The 23,536-nt window shown below is 69.4% G+C and carries 18 protein-coding genes; 10 read left to right on the plus strand and 8 right to left on the minus strand.

Annotated features, from left to right (window positions below):
* Positions 1 to 20: 20 nt before the first annotated feature.
* Positions 21 to 1,250 (plus strand): cytochrome P450, encoded by a 1,230-nt coding sequence (locus YIM_RS40615; RefSeq protein WP_153035414.1) that lies wholly within the window; start codon positions 21 to 23, stop codon positions 1,248 to 1,250.
* 179 nt (positions 1,251 to 1,429) lie between these two features.
* Here YIM_RS40615 and YIM_RS40620 read toward each other — a convergent pair whose 3' ends face one another.
* From YIM_RS40620 to YIM_RS40630, 3 genes are read right to left on the minus strand one after another with little or no spacing between them, the layout of a single operon-like run.
* Positions 1,430 to 2,266, minus strand: coding sequence for a phytanoyl-CoA dioxygenase family protein (locus tag YIM_RS40620; RefSeq protein WP_153035415.1), 837 nt, complete (start codon positions 2,264 to 2,266; stop codon positions 1,430 to 1,432).
* On the minus strand, positions 2,263 to 2,508 hold the full coding sequence (locus YIM_RS40625; RefSeq protein WP_153035416.1) for a phosphopantetheine-binding protein: 246 nt from the start codon (positions 2,506 to 2,508) through the stop codon (positions 2,263 to 2,265). Before YIM_RS40625 ends, YIM_RS40620 begins: the two co-directional genes overlap by 4 nt.
* Before the next feature lie 25 nt (positions 2,509 to 2,533).
* Complete coding sequence (locus YIM_RS40630) at positions 2,534 to 3,877, minus strand: condensation domain-containing protein (protein ID WP_153035417.1); 1,344 nt, start codon at positions 3,875 to 3,877, stop codon at positions 2,534 to 2,536.
* 190 nt (positions 3,878 to 4,067) lie between these two features.
* Between YIM_RS40630 and YIM_RS40635 the strand changes: the two genes are divergently transcribed.
* On the plus strand, positions 4,068 to 5,249 hold the full coding sequence (locus YIM_RS40635) for an acyl-CoA dehydrogenase family protein (RefSeq protein ID WP_153035418.1): 1,182 nt from the start codon (positions 4,068 to 4,070) through the stop codon (positions 5,247 to 5,249).
* A 19-nt stretch (positions 5,250 to 5,268) separates the two neighbouring features.
* On the plus strand, positions 5,269 to 5,685 hold the full coding sequence (locus tag YIM_RS40640; protein ID WP_153035419.1) for an SgcJ/EcaC family oxidoreductase: 417 nt from the start codon (positions 5,269 to 5,271) through the stop codon (positions 5,683 to 5,685).
* A gap of 230 nt (positions 5,686 to 5,915) precedes the next feature.
* On the opposite strand, the gene YIM_RS40645 is transcribed toward YIM_RS40640, so the two are convergent.
* The 5 genes from YIM_RS40645 to YIM_RS49790 are packed head-to-tail and all read right to left on the minus strand — an operon-like array spanning position 5,916 to position 13,907.
* Positions 5,916 to 7,478, minus strand: coding sequence for a 4-hydroxyphenylacetate 3-hydroxylase family protein (locus YIM_RS40645; RefSeq protein WP_153035420.1), 1,563 nt, complete (start codon positions 7,476 to 7,478; stop codon positions 5,916 to 5,918).
* Positions 7,479 to 7,501: 23 nt separating this feature from the next.
* A complete protein-coding gene (cmdF, locus tag YIM_RS40650; protein ID WP_228004329.1) occupies positions 7,502 to 9,112 on the minus strand; it encodes a tyrosine 2,3-aminomutase in 1,611 nt (536 codons plus the stop codon).
* 5 nt (positions 9,113 to 9,117) lie between these two features.
* Complete coding sequence (locus YIM_RS40655; protein WP_153035421.1) at positions 9,118 to 12,279, minus strand: AMP-binding protein; 3,162 nt, start codon at positions 12,277 to 12,279, stop codon at positions 9,118 to 9,120.
* A 35-nt stretch (positions 12,280 to 12,314) separates the two neighbouring features.
* Entirely contained in the window at positions 12,315 to 13,739 is a 1,425-nt protein-coding gene (locus YIM_RS40660) for an NAD(P)/FAD-dependent oxidoreductase (protein ID WP_228004330.1), read from the minus strand.
* 33 nt (positions 13,740 to 13,772) lie between these two features.
* Positions 13,773 to 13,907 (minus strand): hypothetical protein, encoded by a 135-nt coding sequence (locus YIM_RS49790; RefSeq protein WP_255462827.1) that lies wholly within the window; start codon positions 13,905 to 13,907, stop codon positions 13,773 to 13,775.
* A 104-nt stretch (positions 13,908 to 14,011) separates the two neighbouring features.
* Between YIM_RS49790 and asnB the strand changes: the two genes are divergently transcribed.
* From asnB to YIM_RS40695, 7 genes are read left to right on the plus strand one after another with little or no spacing between them, the layout of a single operon-like run.
* Entirely contained in the window at positions 14,012 to 15,865 is a 1,854-nt protein-coding gene (gene asnB, locus YIM_RS40665) for an asparagine synthase (glutamine-hydrolyzing) (protein ID WP_153035422.1), read from the plus strand.
* 11 nt (positions 15,866 to 15,876) lie between these two features.
* Positions 15,877 to 17,703, plus strand: a complete 1,827-nt coding sequence (locus tag YIM_RS40670) for a non-ribosomal peptide synthetase (RefSeq protein WP_153035423.1) — start codon at positions 15,877 to 15,879, stop codon at positions 17,701 to 17,703.
* A 47-nt stretch (positions 17,704 to 17,750) separates the two neighbouring features.
* Positions 17,751 to 20,024 carry a condensation domain-containing protein gene (locus YIM_RS40675; protein ID WP_153035424.1) on the plus strand — a complete coding sequence of 758 codons (2,274 nt, stop codon included), beginning with the start codon at positions 17,751 to 17,753 and terminating at the stop codon, positions 20,022 to 20,024.
* Position 20,025: 1 nt separating this feature from the next.
* Entirely contained in the window at positions 20,026 to 20,739 is a 714-nt protein-coding gene (locus YIM_RS40680; RefSeq protein WP_228004331.1) for an aspartate/glutamate racemase family protein, read from the plus strand.
* Positions 20,740 to 20,769: 30 nt separating this feature from the next.
* Positions 20,770 to 21,552 carry a thioesterase II family protein gene (locus tag YIM_RS40685; protein ID WP_153035425.1) on the plus strand — a complete coding sequence of 261 codons (783 nt, stop codon included), beginning with the start codon at positions 20,770 to 20,772 and terminating at the stop codon, positions 21,550 to 21,552.
* 1 nt (position 21,553) lies between these two features.
* Positions 21,554 to 22,306, plus strand: a complete 753-nt coding sequence (locus tag YIM_RS40690; RefSeq protein ID WP_153035426.1) for an SDR family NAD(P)-dependent oxidoreductase — start codon at positions 21,554 to 21,556, stop codon at positions 22,304 to 22,306.
* Between the two features lie 16 nt (positions 22,307 to 22,322).
* Positions 22,323 to 23,477, plus strand: coding sequence for an acyl-CoA dehydrogenase family protein (locus YIM_RS40695; RefSeq protein ID WP_153035427.1), 1,155 nt, complete (start codon positions 22,323 to 22,325; stop codon positions 23,475 to 23,477).
* Positions 23,478 to 23,536 lie beyond the last annotated feature (59 nt).

A 23,536-nucleotide genomic window follows, 5' to 3' on the forward strand; every position in this document is an offset into this window, starting at 1 on the left:
CGAAATCCGGGAGAGATCAGATGGAGAAACGCTGCCCCTACGCCCTCGACACCACCGGCCGGGACATCCACGGCGAAGCCGACGGCCTGCGCAAGCAGGGCGCGGCGGTCCAGGTGGAGCTGCCCGGCGGCGTGGTCGTGTGGTCGCTGAACAGCTACGCCGAGATCAAGAAGGTGCTCACCGACTCGCGGGTGACCAAGAGCGCGCGCAACCACTGGCCCGCGTTCATCAACGGGGAGATCCCGCGAGACTGGGAGATGATCAGCTGGATCGCCATGGACAACATGGTGACCGCCTACGGCAAGGACCACGTGCGGTTGCGCCGGCTGGTCGGCAAGGCGTTCACCCGCCGCCGCACCGAGGCGATCAAGCCGCGCATCCACGAGCTGACCGAGATGCTGATCGGCGCGCTGGAGCAGGTGCCCGCCGGGCAGCAGGTCGACCTGCGCGAGGCCTTCGCCTACCCGCTGCCCGCGATGCTGGTCGCCGACCTGATCGGGATGGGCGAGGCGGCGCGGCAGAGCACCGCCAAGGTGATCGACATGATGGTGGACACCACCGTCACCCCGGAGCAGGCTCAGGCGATTCTCGGCGGCTGGCGTGGCGCGATGGCCGAGCTGATCGCGGAGAAGCGCGCGAACCCCGGTGAGGACATCACCAGCGACCTGATCGCCTCCCGCGACGAGGACGGCACGCGGCTGTCCGAGGACGAGCTGACCGACACCATCTTCGCCATTCTCGGTGCCGGTTCGGAGACCACGATCAACTTCTTCGACAACGCGATCACCGCGCTGCTGACCCACCGCGACCAGCTCGACCTGGTCACCAGCGGGCAGTTGGACTGGGATGCGGTGATCGACGAGACGCTGCGCGTGGAGTCGCCGCTGGCCCACCTGCCGCTGCGCTACGCCGTCGAGGACATCGAACTGGACGGCGTCACCATCCCCAAGGGCGACGCCCTCCTGGTGAACTACAGCGCCATCGGCCGCGACCCCGCGGTGCACGGTGACAGCGCCGACGTCTTCGACATCACCCGCGAGGACAAGGAACACCTCTCCTTCGGCCTCGGCCCGCACTTCTGCCTGGGCGCCGGGATCGCCCGCGCGGTCGCCACCATCGGACTGTCCACTTTGTTCTCTCGCTTCCCGGACCTGGACCTGGCCGTGCCGCGCTCGGACCTGCAGCCGCTGCCCACCTTCATCATGAACGGCCACCGCTCGCTACCGGTGATCCTCAAGCCGGCCGCCTGAGAGATCCATTGCCGTGTATGTGGCTTTCACCGCGATTTCCGCCGTGAAAGCCACATCCACGGCACTCTCATGCCCCGGTTCCACAGCCAAAAACACGGCGAAGACCCCGATGTCAAGGCATCTTTCCCGCCTTGACATCGGGGTCTTCGCCGTAGTCACACTGAAGAACCGGGGTGGCCCTACTCCGAAGCCTCGAGCATAGAGTAAGGATCCTCCATCTCGTACCACCCCAACCCCGGCGGACACCGGTCATACCCCAGCAACCGCCGCACCTCCTCCGGATACGCCAGCACCATCTCGCGAGGCACCGCCAGATACTGGTTCTCCTCCTGCCGCAGATTCCCCAGATCCAGCGCGATCGTCATCCCGGTCCGGGGAGAATCAGCCACGTTCTTCCCACCACCGTGATAAACCCCGCCCAGCCAGATCAACGCCCCGCCAGGCGGCATCTCCGTCGGAATCGCCTCACCGGCCAGCGGCGGCCGCTCGTCGTCCCAGTGATGACTCCCCGGGATCACCAGCGTGCCACCGTTCTCCGCGGTGAACTCGCTCAGCGCGACCATGATCTGCACCCGGCTCGTCGGGCCGGGGTGCCGCCGCAGGTGCAGCGCGTCGTCGCGGTGCAGCGGCTGCTTGCCCTGCCCCGGATGGATCTCGATCAGCTGCGTGCCGCTGATCTGGATGGTCGGCGTCATCTCGACCCGCGACCGGCCCAGCCAGATCGGCACCGGCTTCTGCATGATCCGCCGCGCCGCCCCGAGGTACAGCGGGTGCGTCACGATCGGCGTCAGTTCCTTGGTGCGCCCGAACAGCGAGGACACCCGGCGCGTGCGAGTGCCGTTGTACCAGTCCTCGCCGTAGCCCTGTGCCTCCAGAGCCGGCCGGAAGTCGGCCAGCAGCGCCTCGCGGGTGATGTCGTCGGCGAAGTCCTCGACGATGATCGCGCCATCGCGCTCGAGGATCTCTTCGACGTCGTCGAGGCTGTGGCCGGACCGGACGCGGACCAGACCGCTCACCGGGCCGCCGCCTTCGCCGTGACGTCCTTCACCAGCACGGCCAGTGAGGGGTCCTCCTCGAAGATGTCACCGACCTCGATCTCCACACCGATCTCGTCCTCGATCCGGGAGACCAGGCGCACCGCGGTGATCGAGTCGCCGTTGAGGTCGAAGAAGGTGGCCTCGGACTTGCCGTCGGGCACGCGCAGCACCTCCTTCCAGATCTTCCCGACCGCCTGCTCGAGGTCCAGGTTGCTCGTCATCGCCCATCCTCCGGTTGTTCGTCGGCTAGATCTGGTCCAGCGGGGTGTCCGGCGCGCCGACGGTGTTCTTCAGCGTGCCGAGGAAGTTCGCGGCCAGCTCACGCATGCCGTCCGCGTCGTACAGATTGGTGTTGAAGCCGAGGGTGCCTGCCATCTCACCCTCGAACTCCATGTCGATGTGCCACATCGAGCCGTCCGGGATGTCCCCGCCGGCGGCCTGCGGCAGCAGGCGCCGTCGGATTTCGGTGTAGGTGAACCCGCCCGCGTCACCGGTCGCGGCGAACGGTGAGCGGAACACCTGGAAGGCGCAGGGCGCGCCGTCGTCGGCCATGCCGGGCCCCATCAGCTGCGGTGCCTGCGCGGCGATCTCGCCGAACGGGATGTCCTGCGCGTACGCGCGCAGGCAGGTGCGCCGGGTGCGGTTCACCACGTCGCGGAAGGTTTCGCAGCCGCTGAGGTCCGTGCGCAGCGGGAGGTAGTTGAAGAAGGCGCCGACGGTGTCGTGGAAGGCGGCCTCGCCACGACCGGAGGTGAAGGTCATCACCACCACGTCGGTTTCGCCGGTCAGCTTGTGCAGGAAGGCGTTGTACGCCGCGAGCAGCACCATGAACGGCGAGCTGCGGGTGGTCTTCGCGGTGCTCAGCAGCGCCGCGCCGAGGTCCTCGGCGATGGAGAACCGGTGCCACGAGGTGGTCTTGTCGCGGCCTTCCGAGCGCGCGAAGTGCGTCTTCAGCGGCAGGATCTGCGCGCCTTCCAGCTCCTTGGCCCAGAACTCGCGCGACTTCGCGGCCGACTCGGAGGTCAGCTTCTCCTTCTCCCACACCGAGTACTCGGGGTACTGCCGGGCCTCGGGAAGCCCGTGCGGGCGGTTCTCCAGCCGGCCGGCGTAGAGCGCGGCGAGGTCGCGCATGATCAGCGGCATCGACCACTCGTCGGCCGCGGTGTGGTGCACGATCAGCACGAGCACCGCGTCGTTCGCGTCGAACCGGCCGAGGAAGGCCCGGATCAGCGGCAGCTCCACCGCGCCGTAAGAACCGGACTCGATCTCGCCGATGAACTGCTCGGCCCGCAACTGGCGGTCACCGGCGGGGAGGTCGCCCAGCTCGCTCACGGTCAGCGGGACCCGGCTCGCCGGCAGCACCTTCTGGTACTTCTCGTCGCGGATGATCAGCGTGCGCAACGCCTCGTGGCGCTCCACCACATCGTCCAAAGCGGACTGGAGCACGCCCTCGTCGACGGCACCGTCGATCCGCACGCCGAAGATGATGTTGTACTTCGGGCCGAACGGACCCGCCTCGTCGCCCTGGTCCCACATGCACAGGAACTCCTGGTTGAGCGACAGCGGGATCCGGTCCTGTGCAGTACTCATGTTCGTCCGAACCCTTCTGGTGATTCATCCGGCGGAATCGGATCGTATCCAGCCGCGCGCACGCCGCGCTTCTCCCGAATTGCCTGGCCGGTGCGGCAATCGAGAAGACTCTGGACAGCCTCGGGAAATGCGACCATCGGGAGGATTGTCGGGTGATTCTCGGCCAATTTTTTTCTAGGAGGAAATACTGATGACGACGATCGATCTTCCGACGCGGGAGCAACTTGTTCGTCGCGCGTCCGAGCTTTCGCCGCTGATCAAGAAGCACGCGGCCTGGGCCGAGGAGAACCGGCGCATCCACGACGAGTCGATCGAGGCGCTGGCCGACGCCGGCGTGTTCAAGCTCCGCGTGCCGAAGCGCTACGGCGGTTACGAAGCCGACACGCGCACCCTGGTCGACGTGGCCACCGAACTCGGCCGCGCCGACGCGTCCACCTCGTGGACCGCGTCCGTCTACTGGATTCCGACCTGGATGGCCTGCACCTTCCCGGACGAGGTCCAGGACGAGGTCTTCGCCACGCCCGACGTGCGCATCTGCGGCACGCTCAGCCCGTCGGCGATGGCCGCGCCGGTCGACGGCGGCATCGTGGTCAACGGCAAGTGGAGCTTCATCAGCGGTGCGCACCACGCGCACTGGCAGGAGATCATCGCCGTGCTGATCGCGCCCGACCAGCAGCCGGTGCCGGTGATGGCGCTGGTGCCGATGTCGGACCTGACGATCGTCGACGACTGGCACACCTCGGGCCTCAAGGGCACCGGCAGCGTCAGCACCGTCGCGCAGGACCTGTTCGTGCCGTCGGCGCGGGTCATCCCGCTGCCGCTGGTGCTCCAGGGCCAGTACGCGTCGCAGCTGAACGCCAACTCCCCGATCTACCGCAACGCGCTGCTGCCGGTGGCCTCGGCTTCGTCGGTGGGCACCGTGGTCGGCGTGGCGCAGGCCGCGAAGGAGGCGTTCTTCGAGCGCGTCGGCAAGCGGAAGATCACCTACACCGCCTACGAGAACCAGGCCGAGGCTCCGATCACCCACTTCCAGGCGGCCGAGGGCACGCTGAAGGTGGACCAGATCGGCTTCCACGCGCAGCGGCTCACGTCCCTTGTGGACAGCAAGGGCGAGCAGGGCGCCGAGTGGAAGCTCGAGGAGCGCGCGCAGGCCCGGGCCGACATGGGCGCCGTGGTCAAGCTGGCCAAGGAAGCGGTCGACATCTTCGCCACCGCCAGTGGTGGTTCGTCGATCTACAGCGACGTGCCGATCCAGCGCATCTCGCGGGACATCCAGGCGGTCAACCTGCACGCGCTGATGCACCCGAACACCAACAACGAGCTGTACGGGCGGGTCCTGTGCGGGCTCGAGCCGAACACCCTGTACATCTGAGCCGAGGGAGACACCGGAGATGACCACTGCCGCAGTCCGGACCACCCCGTCCGCCGGGGACCAGGCCGCCGTCGCGCACATCCCCCAGCGCATCATCGCCGCCTGGGCCGCGCACGACGCCGACGCCTTCGCCGACGTGTTCACCGAGAACGGCACGATGATCCTGCCCGGCCTGTTCCGCAAGGGCAAGGACGAGATCCGCGCGTTCATGGCCGGCGCGTTCGCCGGGCCGTACAACGGAACCCGCGTTTTCGGGCAGCCGATCAGCATCGAGTTCTTCAGCGCTGAGGCGGGTGTGCTCATCACGCAGGGCGGCGTGCTTCACGGCTCGGAGACCGAAGTTGCCGATGAGCGTGCTGTTCGTGCTTCGTGGGTGGTTGTGAAGGAGGAGGGTCAGTGGAAGCTGGCCGCTTACCAGAACAGCCCGCGGGGGTGATGGGGGTTTCCCACCCCGATATTTCAGTGTGACTACGGCGAAGACCCCGAAGTCAAGGCGGGAAAGATGCCTTGACTTCGGGGTCTTCGCCGTGTTTTTGGCTGTGGATCGGGGATGGGGAGGGCTGGGTGGGGGGGTGGGTGGGTGTCGTTGCCGGGTGCCGGTTCGGTGGCGGCACAACAAAAAGGGCTCCCGAGGCTGGTTGCCTCGGGAGCCCGTTGTCGCGGTGTCTAGCCGTTCAGGATGTTGCTGCGGAACTGGCGCAGGTCGTTGAAGGAAGAGAGGTCGGGGACCGTCCATCCCTCCAGGTCGTATTCCGACATGCACTGGTCGACGAAGGCCTTGTAACCGTCCACCTCACCGCTGGCCAGCTGCGCGTTGAGCAGTTCCACCCGGGTGTTCTCGTGGTTGCCCGCGTAGTTGCGCTCGTACAGCTCGTGCCGGCCGCCGAACTCGGTGCCGACGGCGTCCCACAGGAGCTTCATCACCTTCATCCGCTCCACCGAGTCGACCCCGTCCGAGCCGCGGACGTACTTGTCCAGGTACGGCCGGATCTCCGGGTTCGCGAAGTCCTCGGCGCTCGAGTTCGAGTAGATCAAGCCGCTGGCCACGTCCTGCATCACGATCTCCCGCACCCGCGGGTAGCCGATCTGCATGAACCACCGGTACGCCTGGCCGTAAGCCGGGTTCGGCAGGACCGCGCCGTTCTTCCACTCCACCGGGTTGCGCGCCGAAGCATCGGACAGGCCCCAGAACAGGTTCCGCCAGGCGAGCACCTCGCCCAGCCTGCTCTGTACGCCGCGGAAGTCCTTCGTACCGGTGATCTCCAGCGCCTTCGCCAGCAGGCCGGCGATGAACTCCAGCTTCACCGCCAACCTCGTACAACCGTGGAAGGTGAAGCGCTCGGGGAAACCGGACCGCCCGGTGAACAGCTGGACCTTGCCGATGTGCCCGTAGATGAACACGTTCTCCCACGGGATCAGCACCTTGTCCAGCACCAGGATGGTGTCGTTCTCGTCCAGCCTCGACGAGAGCGGGTGGTCGAACGGGCTGCCCATCACCGCACTGGTCGCCGTGTAGGACGGGCGGCAGATCAGCTTCATCCCCGGCGCCCCCATCGGCACCGTGGCGACCAGCGCGAACTCCTTCTTCTTGATCGGCAGGCCGTAGTGGGCGATGAAGTTGTAGTGCGTCAGCGCCGAACCGGTGGCCACCACCTTCGCGCCGCTGACCACCAGGCCCGAGTCGGTCTCCTTCTCCACGTGGATGAAGACGTCCTCGACCTCGTCCGGCGGCCGGTTCCGGTCCACCGGCGGGTGCACGATGGCGTGGTTCCAGTACAGGACCTTCTCCTGCGACTCCCGGTACCACCGGCGCGCGTTGTCCTCGAACGGCGCGTAGAAGTCCGCGTTCGCGCCGAGCGTGCCGAGGAACGACGCCTTGTAGTCGGGGCTGCGGCCCATCCAGCCGTAGCTCAGCCTCGACCACGCCGCGATCGCCTGCTGGTCGGCGACCAGGTCCTCGGCGCTGTGCGGGGTGGTGAAGAACCGGTGGGTGTACCCGTCGGACCCGGTGTCGGTCGGCGCGGTGAGCACGTCCCGCTGGGCGGGGTCGTGCAGCGCGTCGTAGAGCCGGGCCGTCATCCGGATCGGGTTGCGGAACGCCGGGTGCGTGGTCACATCCTTGACCCGGTCGCCGTAGATGTAGATCTCCCGGTCGTCCTTCAGGCTTTCGATGTACTCGTCACCGGTGAACGGGCGCGTCTTGCGCACCCCGTTCTGCTCGTCCGTCATCGGACTCTCCCTTGTGGATTCGCTCAGCGCAGTTCGACGCCGCTCTGGCGGGCCGCGTCGAGGAACTCGCCGCGGGAGATCGCCGCGGCCACCGCCTCGAGGTCGTCGCTCATGAAGCGGTCGCGGTCCAGCGTGGGCACCAGCGAGCGCACCATGTCGTAGGTCGCCTTGGAGACCGGGCTCAGCCCTTCGTAGCGCCGGGACAGGTCCACCGCCTGCGCCGCGGCCAGGAACTCCACGGCCAGGATGTAGTTGACGTTGCCGAGCACCTTGCGCGCGTTGCGGGCGGCGATCAGGCCCATGCTGACCACGTCCTGGTTGTCGCCGTTGGACGGCACGCTCTGGATGCTGGCCGGGCCGATCGTCCGGTTCTCCGCGACCAGCGCGGTGGCCGGGTACTGCGCGCCGGCGAAACCGCTGTTCAGGCCGGGGTCGCCGGCCACGAGGAACTCGGGCAGGCCCTCGCTGAGGTAGCGGTTGAGCAGCCGGTTGGTGCGCCGCTCGGAGAACACGCCCAGCTGGGTCAGGCCCAGGTTGACGAAGTCCAGCGCGAAGGCGATCGGCTGACCGTGGAAGTTGGCGCCGTGGAAGATCTCCTGGCCCTCGAAGAACAACGGGTTGTCGTTGCTGGAGTTCAGCTCGGTGGTGAGCTTCTCCTGGGCGTGGTAGATCGTGTCGCGGACCGCGCCGACCACCTGCGGGATGGCGCGCAGCGTGTACGCCTTCTGCAGGTACACCTCGGTCTTGGTGACGCCGGTCTCGTCGCGGGCGGCCTCGGCCTGGCGGCGCAGTTCGGCGTGCTCCAGCGCGAGCGCGGTGCCCCGCATCAGCGCGCGCATGTTGAACGCGGTGTCGATCTGACCGCGGTGCGGGCGCGCGATGTCGTGGCCCTCGGCCAGGAACGGGCTGGTCGAGGCCTGCAGCGTCTCCAGCACCAGCGCGGTGACGATCTCCGCCTGCCGCACCTGGTCCAGCGCGCGGCCGACCACCAGCGAGCCGAGCCCGGTCATCGCCGAGGTGCCGTTGATCATCGCCAGGCCCTCTTTGAACCGCAGTTCGAGCGGCTTGATGCCGTGTGCCTTGAGCACCGGCCCGGTCTCCACCCGCTTGCCGTCCTTGAGCAGGTAGCCCTCGCCGATCAGGGTGATCGCGATGTGCGAGAGCGGCGCGAGGTCACCGGAGGCGCCCAGCGAGCCGATCTCGGGAATGGCCGGGGTGATGCCGAGGTTCAGGTACAGCGCGAGCCGGTCGAGCAGTTCGGGGCGCACCGCGGAGTAGCCCTTGGCCAGCGCGTTGAGCCGGGCGGCGAGCATCGCGCGCGACTCCTCCTCGGAGAACAGCGGGCCCACGCCGGAGCTGTGGCTGCGCACCAGGTTGGTCTGCAGTTCCACCTCCTTCGAGACGTCCACCTGCATGTAGATCATCTCGCCGTAACCGGTGGTGACCCCGTACACCGGCGCGCCCTGGTTGACCGTCTCCTCGAAGATCTTGCGACTGGTCGCGGCCTTGGCCATGGACTCCGGGGCCACCGTGCACTTCACCTCGCGCGCGGCGATCCGGCGGACACCGGCGATGTCGAGGCTTTCGCCGTCGAAGGTAACCGGCATCTCGGCATCGACCACAGAATCAGTCACGTTCCTCACTCCTCTTCGGTTTCACAAGTGCACAGCAAGGACAAGCCGGCGGGGGTGGGATCGGCGAAGTAGTCCCAAAGGGACAGTTCGGCGCCCAGTCGCGCGCGGATCAGGTGCAGCAGCCGGGGCAGTTGCACGGACTGCCCGCCCACGGCGAAGAACGTGTCGTCAGCGGCGACCGCGGTCGCGCCGGTCAGCTCGGCGAAGATCGCCGCGATCGCCCGCTGGGCCGGTGAGTTCGGCTCGACGGGGGTCACCACCGGTTCGGGGACCGGCAGCCGCCGCCGGTCGATCTTGCCGCCGACGTTGCGGGGCAAGGCGTCCACGGTCTGGTAGGTCAGCGGCAGCAGGGTCTTGCCGAACCGGCGCACCAGGTGCCGTCGCCACTCCGCGACCGGTGCGTCGCCCGGCTCGGCGAGCACCACGTACGCCAGCAGCTGGGAAACCAGGCCGTCCGCACCGGGCACGCCGATCACCGCGCAGTCGGCGATCGACGGGTGCGCGGCCAGCGCGGCTTCCACCTCACCGAGTTCCATCCGCATGCCCAGGACCTTCACCTGGGAATCGGCGCGGCCGCGGAACTCGAGCACCCCGTCGTGCCGGAAGCGCCCGAGGTCGCCGGTGCGGTAACAGGTACCGCCCGCCACCCCGAGTTCCGGCCGCGGCCGCAGCGGTTCGAACGCGTTCGTGGTGACGTCACCGAGATAGCCGGGCGTCAGGTACGGGCTGCGCAGCACCAGGTTGCCGGTCACCCCGGCCGGGCACGGGCGGTCCTCACCGTCGACCACCAGCACCTGGCGGCCGGGAATGGGCCGCCCGATGGGCGCGACCCCGTGCAGCTTGACCGAAACCTCGTACCAGGTGGCGAGGATCGACTCGGTCGGCCCGTACAGGTTGATCAGCCTGGCCGACGGCAACGCGGTGCGCAGGCCGTTGGCCAGCTCGGCGGGCAACGCTTCCCCGGCCAGCAGGAGGTGGGTCAGCGCGGGCAACCGCTCGCCGGTGCGCTCCAGCACCCCGAGCACTTCGCGGGCGAAACTGGGCACGGTCTGGAAGTGCGTGATGCCTTCGGCGGCCAGCCACGCGGTCAGCTTCTCCGGGTTCGCGCGGATGCGCTCGGGCACCGGGTGCAGGGTCGCGCCGCTGATCAGCGCGGCGAAGGTCTCGCAGAGCGCGGCGTCGTAGCCGGGTGCCGCCCACTGGGCCAGCCGGGCACCTTCGCCGAGGCGGAATTCCGTCGCGAACCAGCCGGTGAACTGCGCGAGCGCGGCGTGGTTCTGCGTGATGCCCTTCGGCCGCCCGGTGGAGCCGGAAGTGTAGGCCACGTAAGCGAGATCGGTGGTCGCGACGGCCATCGGCCGCGGCTTCGCGGGTTCGACGGCGTTGATGTCGACCACCGTGCCGTCGAGTTCGTCTTTGTACCACTGCACGATCTTGTCGTCGGCCGCGGCGTTCTCCACCAGCAGCACAACGGGCTTGAGGTCGGCGAGCACGGATCGCGCCCGCTCCCCCGAATCACTGGCCGCCAGGCAGACCACGTGCGCGCCCGCGGTGAACGCGCCGAGCACGGCCGCCACCTGTCCCGCGCCGCTCGCCATCCGGACCGCGACCGGGCCCGGCGGCAGCACCGCGGCGATGGAATCGGCTCGCGCCAGCAGTTCGGCATAGGAAACCCCGGGCAGCGCTTCACCGCTGTGCGTGCGGACCAGCTCGGTGACGGTGGCGGTGACCGGCGCGGTGGCCTCGATCCGGTCGGCCGCGACCAGCGCGGTCTTGATCCGGACCGGGGTGTCCAGCGGCAGGTTCGCCACCGGCAGGTCGGGATGGGCCAGCGCGGCCTCGACCACGGTGCGCAGCTGCACCGCGACGAACCGGGCGATGCGCGCGTCGATCATGCTGGTGCGGCACCGGAAGCCGCCGCTGATCTCGGGCTTCACCTCGTCGATGAGCAGTGCGAAGTCCACGTCGGACCACTGCGGGTCGACGCGCTCGCGGCGCACGGTGCACCCGCGCAGCCGCAGCGCCGGGTCCTTGACGTCCACCCCGCGCAGCAGTCCATCGGACTCCACGATGGACTCGTGCTCGCGGTAGACGAAGCCGGCGTCGAAGAACGGGCTGTGGCGCGGGTCGCGGGGTGGGTTGACCGCGGCGGCCAGCTGCCCCTCGGTCGGCCCGCCGTGCGCGGCCGCGTCCCGCAGCTGGATCCGCACCCGGTTGAGCACCTCGCGGAAGCTCGGCCGTCCGCCGAAGCCGGTGGTGAGCACCAGCTGCGAGTCGAACGGGCCGACCGCGCGGTCGAAGGCCGACCACGGCCGGGACCGCACCGGCAGGCCGACCGGGATCCGGTCCGCCCCGCCGAAGCGGTGCAGCAGGCAGGTGAACGCGGTCAGCAGCACGGCCGCCGGGTCCACGCCCTGCTCACGGGCGAACTGCCCCAGCGTGGCCGCCAGTTCCGCGCCCCAGTTGAACCGCACGACGCCGCCGTCGACGGACGGTCCGGCCGGCCGGTCCCGGTGCAGTGGCAGGGCCAGCGCCGGGGGCGCCGGGGTCAGTTCATCGCGCCACCAGTCCAGCATGCGCTTGTGCTCGGCCGAACCCTCGCGTTCCCGTTGCCAGCGCGCGAATTCACCGTACTGGAGCAGGGGTGCGCGCAACGCCTCCGACGGCGACCGGCCGGTCAGCGCGGCGGTGTAGCACCGGGACAGCTCGTCGAGCATGATCACCATCGACGACTCGTCCGCGACCGCGCGGTGGGCCACCAGCACCACCACGTGCTCGTCGGGTGCGGTGCCCGCCACGGTGAGCCGGGCGAGCGGGCCCTCGGCGAGCCACATCGGCTCGGCGATGATGTCCGCGCACAGCTCGTCCTCGGCGTCCTCCGCGTCGGGCACCACGCCCATGTCCACAAAGGACTTGGCCACCTGGTCGGCGGCGGCGATGCGCTGCACCGGCCGCCCGCCGGCCTCGGTGATGGTGGCGCGCAGGACGTCGTGCCTGCGCACCACCTCCTGCCAGGCCCGGCCCAGCAGGCCGACGTCCAGCGGCCCGCTGACCCGGTAGGCCCGGCTGCGAACGGCCGACGCCGAACCGGGATCGAGCCGATCGGCGAACCACGCCTCGTCCTGCCGGACGGAGGTGACGGCGGGGCCGCGGTTGTCCTCCGACACTGCTTTCCTCCGTTCCGGTTGGACGTCGGCGACGGTTATGCCGCCTTCTTCTCCTCGGTCGTGGTGCTCTGCGGCAGCGCGGTCACCTTCGGCGACGCGGCGCTGCGCGGCACGGCCTGGTTCTTCCTGCCGAACAGCACCGCCTTGATGATCTTGAACAGCATCTTCGGCTGCATCAGCGTTTCCGGCTTGGCCACCATGCCCGCGGTCTTCATGTACGCGGCCGCCACGTCACCGTCGCGCGAGGCGGCGGTCTGGGTCAGCGACAGGAAGAACTGCTGCACCTTCAGCGCGAAGGTGCGGTTGCCCTCGACCCCGGGGAAGCTCAGGTCGACCGTGTTGGTCATCTCCCACGGCGGGTCGATCACGTCGCGCGCCAGGTCGGCGAAGTACATCTTCGGGTCCGGGGTGGCGCCGCTGTGCAGGTGACCGCGAATGGTCAGCGCGGACAGCGCGGACACCGTCATGCCCTGGGCGTACACCGGGTTGAAGCAGGTCACCGCGTCACCGACGACAAGCAGGCCGTCCGGGAAGCGGTCCATCTTCTCGTACCGGCGGCGCAGCGTGGTCGGGAAGCGGAAGGCGACCGGCTCGTCCAGGATCTCCGCGGTCTTCACCGCGTTGTAGATGTCCTGGGTGGACAGCGTCTTCAGCCACTCGAACAGGCCGGCCTGGTCGGTGGGCGGGTGGTCGCCGAGCAGGCCGTAGGTGGTCAGCTCGACGCGGCCGCCGTCGGTTTTGGTGAAGATCGCGCCACGCGGCAGGTCGGCCGAGGCGACCGGGTTGATCGACAGGTCGCCGTGGTACGGGTCCTCGGTGAGCCGGTAGTGCTGGGTGACGTAGCCGAGGCCGATCTTCTTGCGCTCCTCCTCGACCCGGCCGTAACCCAGCTCCTCCAGCCAGATCGGGGTGCGCGAGCCGCGGCCGGTGGCGTCGATGACCAGGTCGGCGTTGAGCACCTTCTCCGCGGCCTTGGTGCCGATGCGCTGCACCTTGACCCCGGTGACGCGGCGCTTGTCCTCGCTGGTGACCAGGCCGAGGATGTCGTGCTTCTCCACGAAGCTGACGTTCTCCAGCGCGTTGGTCCGCCGGCGGATGTGCTTCTCCAGCATCGGCCTGCTGGCCGAAACGCAGGTCAGCCCGGCGTCCTGCTGCTTGATCGGCTTGCCCTTGAAGTACCAGCGCACGTCGCCGGCCAGGTCGCCGGTTGGCACGCCGTCGGCGAAGATCTCCTCGGTGATGCCGGGGAACATCTCCTCCATCGCCAGCTGACCGCGGGCGAGCAGGCCGTTGATGTGCTTGCCCTGCGGGCAGGACCGCCGCGGTCCGTCGACGCCGATGAGCGCGTCGCGGTCCACGATGAGCACCTCGTCGTAGGCATCGGCGAGCACCCGGGCGGCGAACAGCCCCGCGATGCTCCCACCGAGCACCACCGCGCGTGTTTTGGTCACGTCGGCCATAACGGTTGTCTCCTCGAAATCCGCAGATAGTGATCAGGTGCCGACGAATTCCGGCGAACCATCGATCTTCACCACGACATCGTCACGCGCGCCGGTCGTGACGCGCATCTCCTGGAATGCGCCTTGCCCTCGTGGATGCCGTGGTCGGGCCGCGTTCTTCTCCGTCATTGCGGGACCGCGTCCGGCGTGCGCACAAACGACTTCCGCTGTCGTAGGCTGATTTTCGGCGGTGGAGAGAATTCCCTTTCGAGACGAGCGAGGAGCGCGGGCGCATGTGCGGAATCGCGGGATCGGTCGCCCTGCCCCACGCCCGGCCGATCGCGGCCGCCGAGCTGGGCCGGATGACCGCCGAGCTGGTGCACCGCGGGCCGGACGAGGACGGCTTTTTCCTCGACGGCCCGGCCGCGCTGGGGTTTCGCAGGCTGAGCATCATCGACCTCGGCGGCGGCAGCCAGCCGATGTTCAGCGAGGACGGCGAAGTCGCACTCGTCTGCAACGGGGAAATCTTCAACCACCGCGAACTGCGGGCGGAACTGGAGGCGAAGGGACACCGCTTCCGCACCGACTGCGACGTCGAAGTGGTCGTTCACCTGTACGAAGAAGAAGGGCCGGAACTGCTGAACCGGCTCAACGGCCAGTTCGCCTTCGCCCTCTACGACCGCCGCGAGCGCCAGCTGTTCCTGGCCCGCGACCACGCCGGCATCGCGCCGCTGTTCTACACCAGGACCAACGACCACTTCGTGTTCGGCTCGGAGATCAAGGCGATCCTGCGGCACCCCGGTGTGCCACGCGCGGTGGACCTGACCGGCCTCGACCAGGTGCTCACCTTTCCCGGCCTGGTCAGCCCGCGCACCATGTTCCGCGGGGTGTCCAGCCTGCCCGGCGGGCACTACCTCCTGGTGCGCGACGGCGAGGTGCGCGAAAAGCGTTACTGGGACCTGGATTACCCGGTCGAAGAAGGACAGGCGCAGCCGGACGAGTACTACGTCGAAACGCTGCGCGAACTGCTGACCACTTCGGTGCGCCGCCGGTTGCAGGCCGATGTCGGCGTCGGTTTCTACCTCAGCGGCGGGCTCGATTCCTCGCTGATCGGCGCGCTGGTCGGCGAAGTCGTGCGTGACCCGCATTCGTTCTCCATCACTTTCCCCGAAGCCGACATCGACGAATCCGGGCACCAGCGGCTGATGGCGAACAAGATCGGCTCGATCCACCACGAGGCCCCGTTCTCCGACGACGACATCGCCGCCGAGCTGCGACGGATGGTGGTGCACGCGGAAACCCCGGTGAAGGAGAGCTACAACACCTGCTCGATGGTGCTTTCCGCGCTGGCGCGCGAGCACGGGGTCAAGGTGATCCTGACCGGCGAGGGCGCGGACGAGCTGTTCGGCGGTTACGTCGGCTACCGGTTCGACGGTCGGCGCGGCAACGGCCGCACCGGCGACCCGCTCGAGGACGCACTCGAAGACGGTCTGCGCCAACGGCTCTGGGGCGACGCGGACCTGTTCTACGAGCGGCAGTACCACGCCTGGCGACAGTCCAAGATGGACATCTTCAGCGAGGACCTGCAAGCCTCCTTCGCCGAGTTCGACTGCCTGGCCGGACCGGTGGTCGACCCGGTCATGCTGGCCGGGCGGCCGCGGCTGAGCCAGCGGTCCTATTTGGACTTCAAACTGCGGATGTCGGACCACCTGCTCTCCGACCACGGCGACCGGATGGCGCTGGCCAACTCGATCGAAGCGCGGTACCCGTTCCTCGACCGCGACGTGGTCGAGTTCGCGCGTACCGTGCCCGCGCACCTCAAGGTGCACCGGCTCGGCGAGAAGTACGTGGTCAAGCAGGCCGCGCAGGGACTGGTGCCGCCGGAGATCATCGGCCGGGAGAAGTACGGGTTCCGCGCGCCCGGCAGCCCCGGGCTGCTGCGCCGGAACCTGGAGTGGGTGCAGGACCTGCTCTCCCACGACCGGATCAAGCGCCAGGGCTACTTCGACCCGCATGTTGTCGACCACCTCAAGGCGCGCTACCTGCGCGAAGGTTTCGACGTCCACCCGCATTTCGACGACGACCTGCTGCTCGTCGTACTGACGTTCGGCATCTTGCTCGACGAGTTCGGGCTGCCCGGTAGGTAGAAGGAGACACGATGACTTCGGAGGCTTTCCAAGCGATCCAGGCGCTGGTGGCCAAGGCGATCGCCCGCTTCCCGGACCACGTCGCGGTCGAGTGCGCCGACGGCAAGCTCACCTACGCCGAGCTGGACCGGCGGGCGGACGACATCGCCGCCGCGCTGCAGGAAGCGGGCGCGGCACCCGGCTCACTGGTGCCGGTGCTCGCCGAGGACCGCCGCGAGCTGGTCGCCGCGGTGCTCGGGGTGCTGCGCATCGGCGGGGTGGTGGTGCCGCTGGACGCCACCGCTCAGCAGCGGCGGCTGGAGCAGGCGCTCAACGACACCGACGCCTCCTGGGTGGTCACCGGCTCCGATCTCGGCGGACTGCCCGCCAAGGTGCTCGCCGCGTCCGGTGCCACCGAGACCACGCGCATCGACATCGCCGACACCGCGGGCACCAGCGCGCGCCGGACCGTGGTCGCGCACGAGCCGTCGCCGGACGACCCCTGCTACGTCTTCTTCACCTCGGGTTCCACCGGCCGCCCCAAGGGCATCGTCGGCAGGCTCGGCTCGGTCGACCACTACATCCGCTGGGAGACCGAGCTGCTCGGGGTGGACGCCGGGTGGCGGGTCAGCCAGCTGATCAGCCCGGCGTTCGACGCCGTGCTGCGTGACATCTTCGTCCCGCTGACCACCGGTGCCACCATCTGCGTGCCGCCGCCGGACACCCTGCTCGACGCCGCCGCGCTGAGCCGCTGGCTGGATTCGGCCGAGATCTCGCTGGTCCACTGCGTGCCCTCGCTGTTCCGCCGGTTCGCCACCGCGCCCGGCACGCACGAGTTCGCCGCGCTGGAATGCGTCGCGCTGTCCGGCGAGAAGCTGGCCCCGCGCGACGCGGCCGGCTGGTTCGACCGCTTCGGCGAGCGGACCAAGCTGCTGAACCTGTACGGCCCGTCGGAAACCACGATGACCAAGACGTTCCACTTCGTCACGCGTGCCGACACCGAGCGCGACTCGATCCCGATCGGGCGCCCGATGCCGGAGACCGAGGTGCTGGTGCTCACCGACCGCGGCGAGCCGGCCGCGCCCGGTGAGGTCGGCGAGATCTACCTGCGCACGCCGCACCGCTCGCTCGGTTACCACCGCCAGCCCGATGCCACCGGCAAGGCCTTCGTGCCCGACCCGCGCTCCCCCGGTGAGGTCGTCTACCGCACCGGCGACTTCGGCCGGTTCTCCGCCGAGGGCCTGCTGGAGTACCTGGGGCGCAAGGACCACCAGGTGAAGATCGGCGGCGTCCGCGTCGAACTGGGCGGGGTGGAGAGCGTGCTGCGTGAGCACCCCGCGGTCACCGAGGCCGCGGTCGTCGCCGGGGAATCCGCCGACGGCACGCCGTTCCTGTGCGCTCATTACGAGCAGGACACCGAGATCGACTCCGCGCTGCTGCGTGCCTTCCTGCGCGAGCGGCTGCCGGAGGCCGCGGTGCCCGCGGTCTTCGCGCCGACCACCGAGCTGCCCCGCACGATCAGCGGCAAGATCGACCGCCGCGCCCTCCCCGCCACCGCTCCGTCCACTTCGGACGCAGGTGCCGACGTGCTGGCACCGCGCTCGCCTGCCGAGCAGGCCATCGCCCGGATCTGGGCGAGCGTGCTGCCGGGCCACTCGGGCGCGGTGGACATCCGGCAGGACTTCTTCGACGCGGGCGGCAGTTCCCTGCTGGTCATCGAGCTGCTCTCCCGGCTCGGCGCGGAGTTCGGGGTTTCCCTGCCGCTGCACGACTTCCTCTCCGCACCGACCGTGGCGGCCGTCGCCGGGCTGATCGAGGGATCCCTGATCGCCGACGACACCGACGACTTGGGCCTCTGACGGCCTTCGACGGCCCGCGCCGACCCGAGCCCACTGGAGGCTGAACGATGACCGAACCGAATCTGCTCTCGACCGATCCCGCGCAGGCCCAGGTGATCGAGCAGGAGGTCGAGGCGGCCCTGCTGCGTCACGGGGGCGTCGCCGACTGCGCGGTGGTCTTCGCCGGTGCCGGTGACTCGGCCAGGCGGAACTGCGTTCGCTGCGGCATCACCGGCAAGTACCCCGGGCTGACCTTCGACGCGGCAGGCGTCTGCTCGCTGTGCGTGCTGTACGAGGAGAACCGCGAGCAGATCGACGCCTACTGGGGCGATCTCTCCGAACTGGCCCCGAAACTGCGCGCGAAAGCCGAGGCGGCCGGCTCGGAGTACGACTGCCTGCTGTTGTTCAGCGGCGGCAAGGACAGCACCTACGTGCTCTACCGGCTGGTCGACCTCGGCCTGCGGGTGATGACCTTCACCTTCGACAACGGCTTCATCTCCACCACCGCGCTGCGCAACGTCGAAGAGGTGACCGGTGAGCTGGGCATCGAGCACGTCACCAAAACCAGGGCCGACCAGAACAAGATCTTCCTGCTGAGCCTGCAGGAGCACAAGAGCGTGTGCAACGGCTGCTTCCGCTCGCTGCTGGACCTGAGCACGGAACTGGCGCACCACCGCGGCATCCCGAGCATCGTCACCGGGCTCTCGCGCGGGCAGATCATGGACGAGCGGCTGTCGTGGTTCCACCAGCAGGGCATCTTCGACCGCGACGAGATCGAGGAGAAGCTGGCGCTTGGCCGCCGCGTCTACCACCAGTCCAGCGGCAACGGCGCCGAAGCCGCCGCGGTGGACGCGGTCGAGGTGGTCGACTTCTACCGCTACTCCGAGGTGACCAAGGACGAGATCCGCGCGCTGCTGAAGTCGCGGTCGAAGATCTGGGCGCACCCGGACGACACCGGCTTCTGCAGCTCGAACTGCCTGATCAACGACGTCGGCGTGTACGTGCACGCGGCCGAGCGCGGGTTCCACAACTACGAGGCGCCGACCCGCTGGGAAGTCCGGCTCGGGCACCTCTCGGTCGCCGAGGCGGACGAGGAACTCCAGGGCCCGGTCAACAGCACGCGGGTCAAGCGCATGCTGGCCAAGATCGGCTACCCCGACCCCGCAGAGCACCCGCACCTCGGTGCGCGCATGACGGCCTACTACGTGCCGCGGGGTGGCACGGAGGAAGCCGTTCGCGCGGCCGTCGCGGCGGTGCTTCCGGAGGGCCTGGTGCCCGAGCGCTGGGTGGTGGTCGGCGAGATCCCGCGCACCGCGGGCGTGGTGGACCGCTCGGCGCTGAAGGCCCCGGTCGCGACGCGCTTCGGCCGCGGCAACGAGGACTCGTCGCATCCGCTCACGCCGTCGCAGCTGCGGGTGACCGAGCGGACGCCGCTGGCCGAGCAGGCCCGCGCGCTGCTGGTCACGCTGCCGGGCGCGGTGGACACCGCGAAGGTCAAGAAGATCGTGCTGCAACTGCTGATGCAACACGACGCCATGCGGATGAAGTTCACCAAGGACGGGCACGAGTGGCGGCAGCAGCCCGCGGGTGCGGGTGGCTCGCTGCCGGTGGTCCGGCTCGACCTGTCCGCGGTCAGCCCCGAGCAGGAGCCCGCGCTCCTGCGGCGGGCCGTGGCGAAGCTGCGGTCGCGGCTGGACCCGGCGGAAGGCCGCGTGTTGCAGGTGACCGCGCTGGAACGCGGGAACCGCCCCGGCGGGCTGCTGCTGGTGCTGCACGAACTCGCGGCCGACACCGCGTCGTGGCGGCTGATCCTGGAGGACGTGGTCACCGCCTGCCGCCAGATCGGTGCCGGTGAGCCGGTCGAGCTGGCGCGTTCGGAGGCCTTTCCCGGCACCACGCCGATCGCGCCGGAGCCGGCCGCCACCGATCCCGGTCCGGCCGGGCTGGCGCTGGGCGCACTGGCCGACGTGCTGCCCGCCTGGCTGGGTGCCGAGTCGGTGGTCATCGAGGTGGCCGACCACACCGCCCCGCACCGACGCACCGGCCGTGTGGTCGGCCGGCTGTCCGATGTGGACTTCTGGCGGGTGTCACCGGAGCGCATCGAGCCCGCCGATGGTCCGGCCGACGTGCGGTACGACCACTTCGGCGACGTGACCGCACTCCTGCCGCCGGGAGCGCCGGTGCGGGTGTCGGACCTGCCCGAGGTCGACTACACCGAGCTGCCGGGCACCGGGCCGCACCGGATCTCGGTCACCGGCGCGGTCAGGGCCGGGAAGCTGGGACTGACCTGGCGGGGCGTGCCGGAGGACGTCGTGCGGCGGGTCGCCGAACGGTTGCCCTGACGTGCCCGCGACGCTGGGTGTGCTCGGCGGCATGGGACCCGCGGCCACGGCCGAGTTCCTGCGGTTGCTGGCCCTGCGGGTCCCGGCGCGCACCGATCAGGAGCACCCGCGGATCGTGCTGCTGTCCGAACCGTCCGTTCCGGACCGGACCGAAGCGCTGCTGGCCGGGGACGACACCCCGCTGCGCCCGATCCGCGAGGGGCTCCGGACCCTGGTGAGCTGGGGCGCGGACCTGCTGGCCGTGCCGTGCAACACCGCGCACGCCTACATCGACCGGATCGCCGCGCAGCTGCCGGTGCCGCTGGTGCACATCGTGGACGCCACGCTGCGGATGGCCGGGCGGGCGAGCCCGTCCGGGGCCTGGCTGACCGCGACCACCGGCACCGTGACCAGCGGGTTGTACCAGGACCGGGCAGCCGAGCTGGGGTACCCGCTGCTGGTGCCGGACGAGGCGGTGCAGCACCGCATCCACCAGGCGGCTTCGCTGGTGAAGGCGAACCGCACCGGTGAAGGCGGCGAGGTTTTTGCCGAAGCGCTGGCTTCGCTGTGGCAGCGGGATCGGCGGCCGGTGGTCACCGCGTGCACGGAACTGCCGATCGCCTACACCGCCGCCGGGCTGCCGCCGGAGTCGTCGGTGTCCAGTTTGGACGCATTGGCCACCGCCTGCGCGGAGGAGTTGTACCGGGCGGCGACACCGCTCCGGATCGCTGTCTGAGTCGCTTGTGAATCGCTGTGAGGAGTGCTGATGGCCGGATCGTGGACGGCGGTGCTGCGGGCCGCCCAAGGACAACCCGAGGCACGCGTGGTGCTGATCCCGCACGCCGGCGCCGGGCCGAACGTGCTGATGCCGCTGGCCGAACGCCTGCCCGCCGGGTACGACGTGCTCGGCGTGACGCTGCCCGGCCGTGAGCGCCGGTTCTCCGAGAGCTTCAAGGAAACCCCGTCGGACCCGCACGCGGTGGTCGAAGGCGTGCTGGACGAGCTGGTCGCGCTGCCACCGCTGCCGACCGTCCTGTTCGGCCACAGCATGGGTGCCGCGCTGGCCGCGGCGATCGCGCTGGCCAAGCCGGAGCCGTTCGCCGGGCTGGTGCTCAGCGCCTACCCGTCCGGCGGTTCGGCGGCCGAGCGGGCCGGCCGCTGGAGTGACGAGGACCTGGTCAAGATCATGCGCGCGGGTGGTGGCACTCCCGACGAGATCCTGGCCAGCCCGTTCTGGCGCGAGCACGTGATGGCGCTGCTGCGCTCGGACCTGACGCTCGGGCTGCGGCTGGCCCAGGTGAGCTTCCTCGGCCCGGTCGCGGTCCCGCTGACCGTGCTCGGCGCGCACGACGACCAGCTGGTGCCCTCGGCCGAGCTGCCCGCGTGGCGGGAGCGCGCCGGGGCGGGGCTGCGTGCCCGGATGTTCGACGGCGGGCACTTCTACCTACTGGAGGAACCGCACGTGGGCGAGGTGGCCGCCGAGATCGCTCGAGCCTGCCTCGGCAATCGGGAAGACGCGCAGGTCCAGGCCGAGGAAGGACCCTGGTGACATGACTGAGTTCGAAGGCAAGTCCGTACTGATTTCCGGTGGTGGCAGCGGTATCGGCCTCGCCACCGCGCAGCGGCTGCTGGCCGCCGGCGGGCGCGTGGTGCTCGCCGGTCGCAGCCGCGAACGGCTGAACACCGCGGTCAAGGAACTCGACGCCGGTGACCGCGTGGTCGCCGTGCAGGCCGACGTGTCCAGCACCGCCGACCTCGACGCGTTGTTCGCCAAGGTCGGGGAGACCGTGGGCAAGCTCGACGGCGTGTTCGCCAACGCGGGCACCGCTTCGGCGGGTCTGCTGGGTGACGTCTCCGAGGAGGAGTTCGACCGCGTCGTCGGCACCAACTTCAAGGGCACCTACTTCACCGTTGCCAAGGCCGTGCCGTTCCTCAACGAGGGCGCTTCGGTGGTGCTGAACGGTTCCTGGCTGGTGCACCGCGGCATGGCGCCGGGCGCGCTGTACGCGGCGAGCAAGGCCGCCGTGCTGAACCTGAGCCGCTCGCTGGCCGCCAACCTGGCGCCGCAGGGCATCCGGGTGAACACGGTTACCCCCGGCCACACCGAGACCGAGATGTTCGACCAGGTCGCGCCGAACGAGCAGGTCCGCGAGTTCTTCCGCAGCCAGGTGGTGCTCGGCAAGCTCGGGCAGCCGGGCGATGTCGCGGAGACGGTGGCCTTCCTGCTCTCGGCCAAGTCGGCCTACGTCACCGGGCAGGAGTTCGTCGTCGACGGCGGCCTGGTGACCGCCGTGGCCGCCTGATCAGGGGAGCACGACCGTGATCGACTTCCGCCTGCCGGAGGAGCACGAGACCCTGCGCAAGACCGTCCAGGAGTTCGCCGCTTCGGAGGTCGCCCCGGTGATCGGGGAGATCTACCAGCGTGAGGAGTTCCCGTACGAGCTGGTCGCGAAAATGGGCCGGATGGGCCTGTTCGGGCTGCCGTTCCCGGAGGAACACGGTGGCATGGGCGGCGACTTCTTCGCGCTGGCGCTCACGCTGGAAGAGCTGGCGCGGGTGGACTCGTCGGTGGCGATCGCGGTGTCGGCCGGGGTTTCGCTCGGTGCGCTGCCGATCCACAAGTTCGGCACGCCGGAGCAGAAGCAGCGGTGGCTGCCCGCGTTGTGCGCGGGCGAGGCGCTGGCCGGGTTCGGGCTGACCGAACCCGGCGGCGGCACCGACGCCGGCGCCACCCGCACCACGGCCGTGCGGGACGGGGACGAGTGGGTGATCAACGGCAGCAAGTGCTTCATCACCAACTCGGGCACCGACATCACCGCCCTGGTCACCGTCACTGCGGTGACCGGGGTGAGCCCGGACGGCCGCAAGGAGATCTCGGCGATCATCGTCCCGTCGGGTACGCCGGGCTTCTCGGTGGCACCGTCGTATTCGAAGGTCGGCTGGTGCGCGTCGGACACCCATGAACTGTCCTTTTCGGACTGCCGGGTGCCGGTGTCGAATCTGCTGGGTGACGAGGGCCGCGGCTTCGCCCAGTTCCTTTCGGTGCTGGACGAAAGCCGCATCGCGCTGGCGGCGGTCGGCACCGGGCTGGCACAGGGCTGTGTGGACGAATGCGTGCGTTACGCGCGTGATCGTTCCGCGTTCGGCAAGCCGCTCGGTGAGCACCAGGCGATCGCGTTCAAGATCGCTGACATGGAGGCTCGGGCGCATACCGCTCGACTGGCCTGGTATCACGCGGCTTCGAGGCTGGTGGCGGGTGAGCCGTTCAAGCGGGAGGCGGCGATCGCGAAGCTGATTTCCTCGAATGCGGCGATGGACAATTCGCGGGATGCTACCCAGATTTTTGGCGGGTATGGGTTTATGAATGACTATCCGGTGGCTCGGTTTTATCGGGACGCCAAGATTTTGGAGATCGGTGAGGGGACGAGCGAGGTGCAGCGGATGTTGATCGCCCGGGATCTGCTGTCCGGGTGATCCCCACTCCGGTCTTTTGATTCTGACTGCGGCGAAGACCTCCTTGTCAAGGCCGGAAG

Origin of the sequence: Amycolatopsis sp. YIM 10, from assembly GCF_009429145.1 — a bacterium.
GTDB lineage: Bacteria > Actinomycetota > Actinomycetes > Mycobacteriales > Pseudonocardiaceae > Amycolatopsis.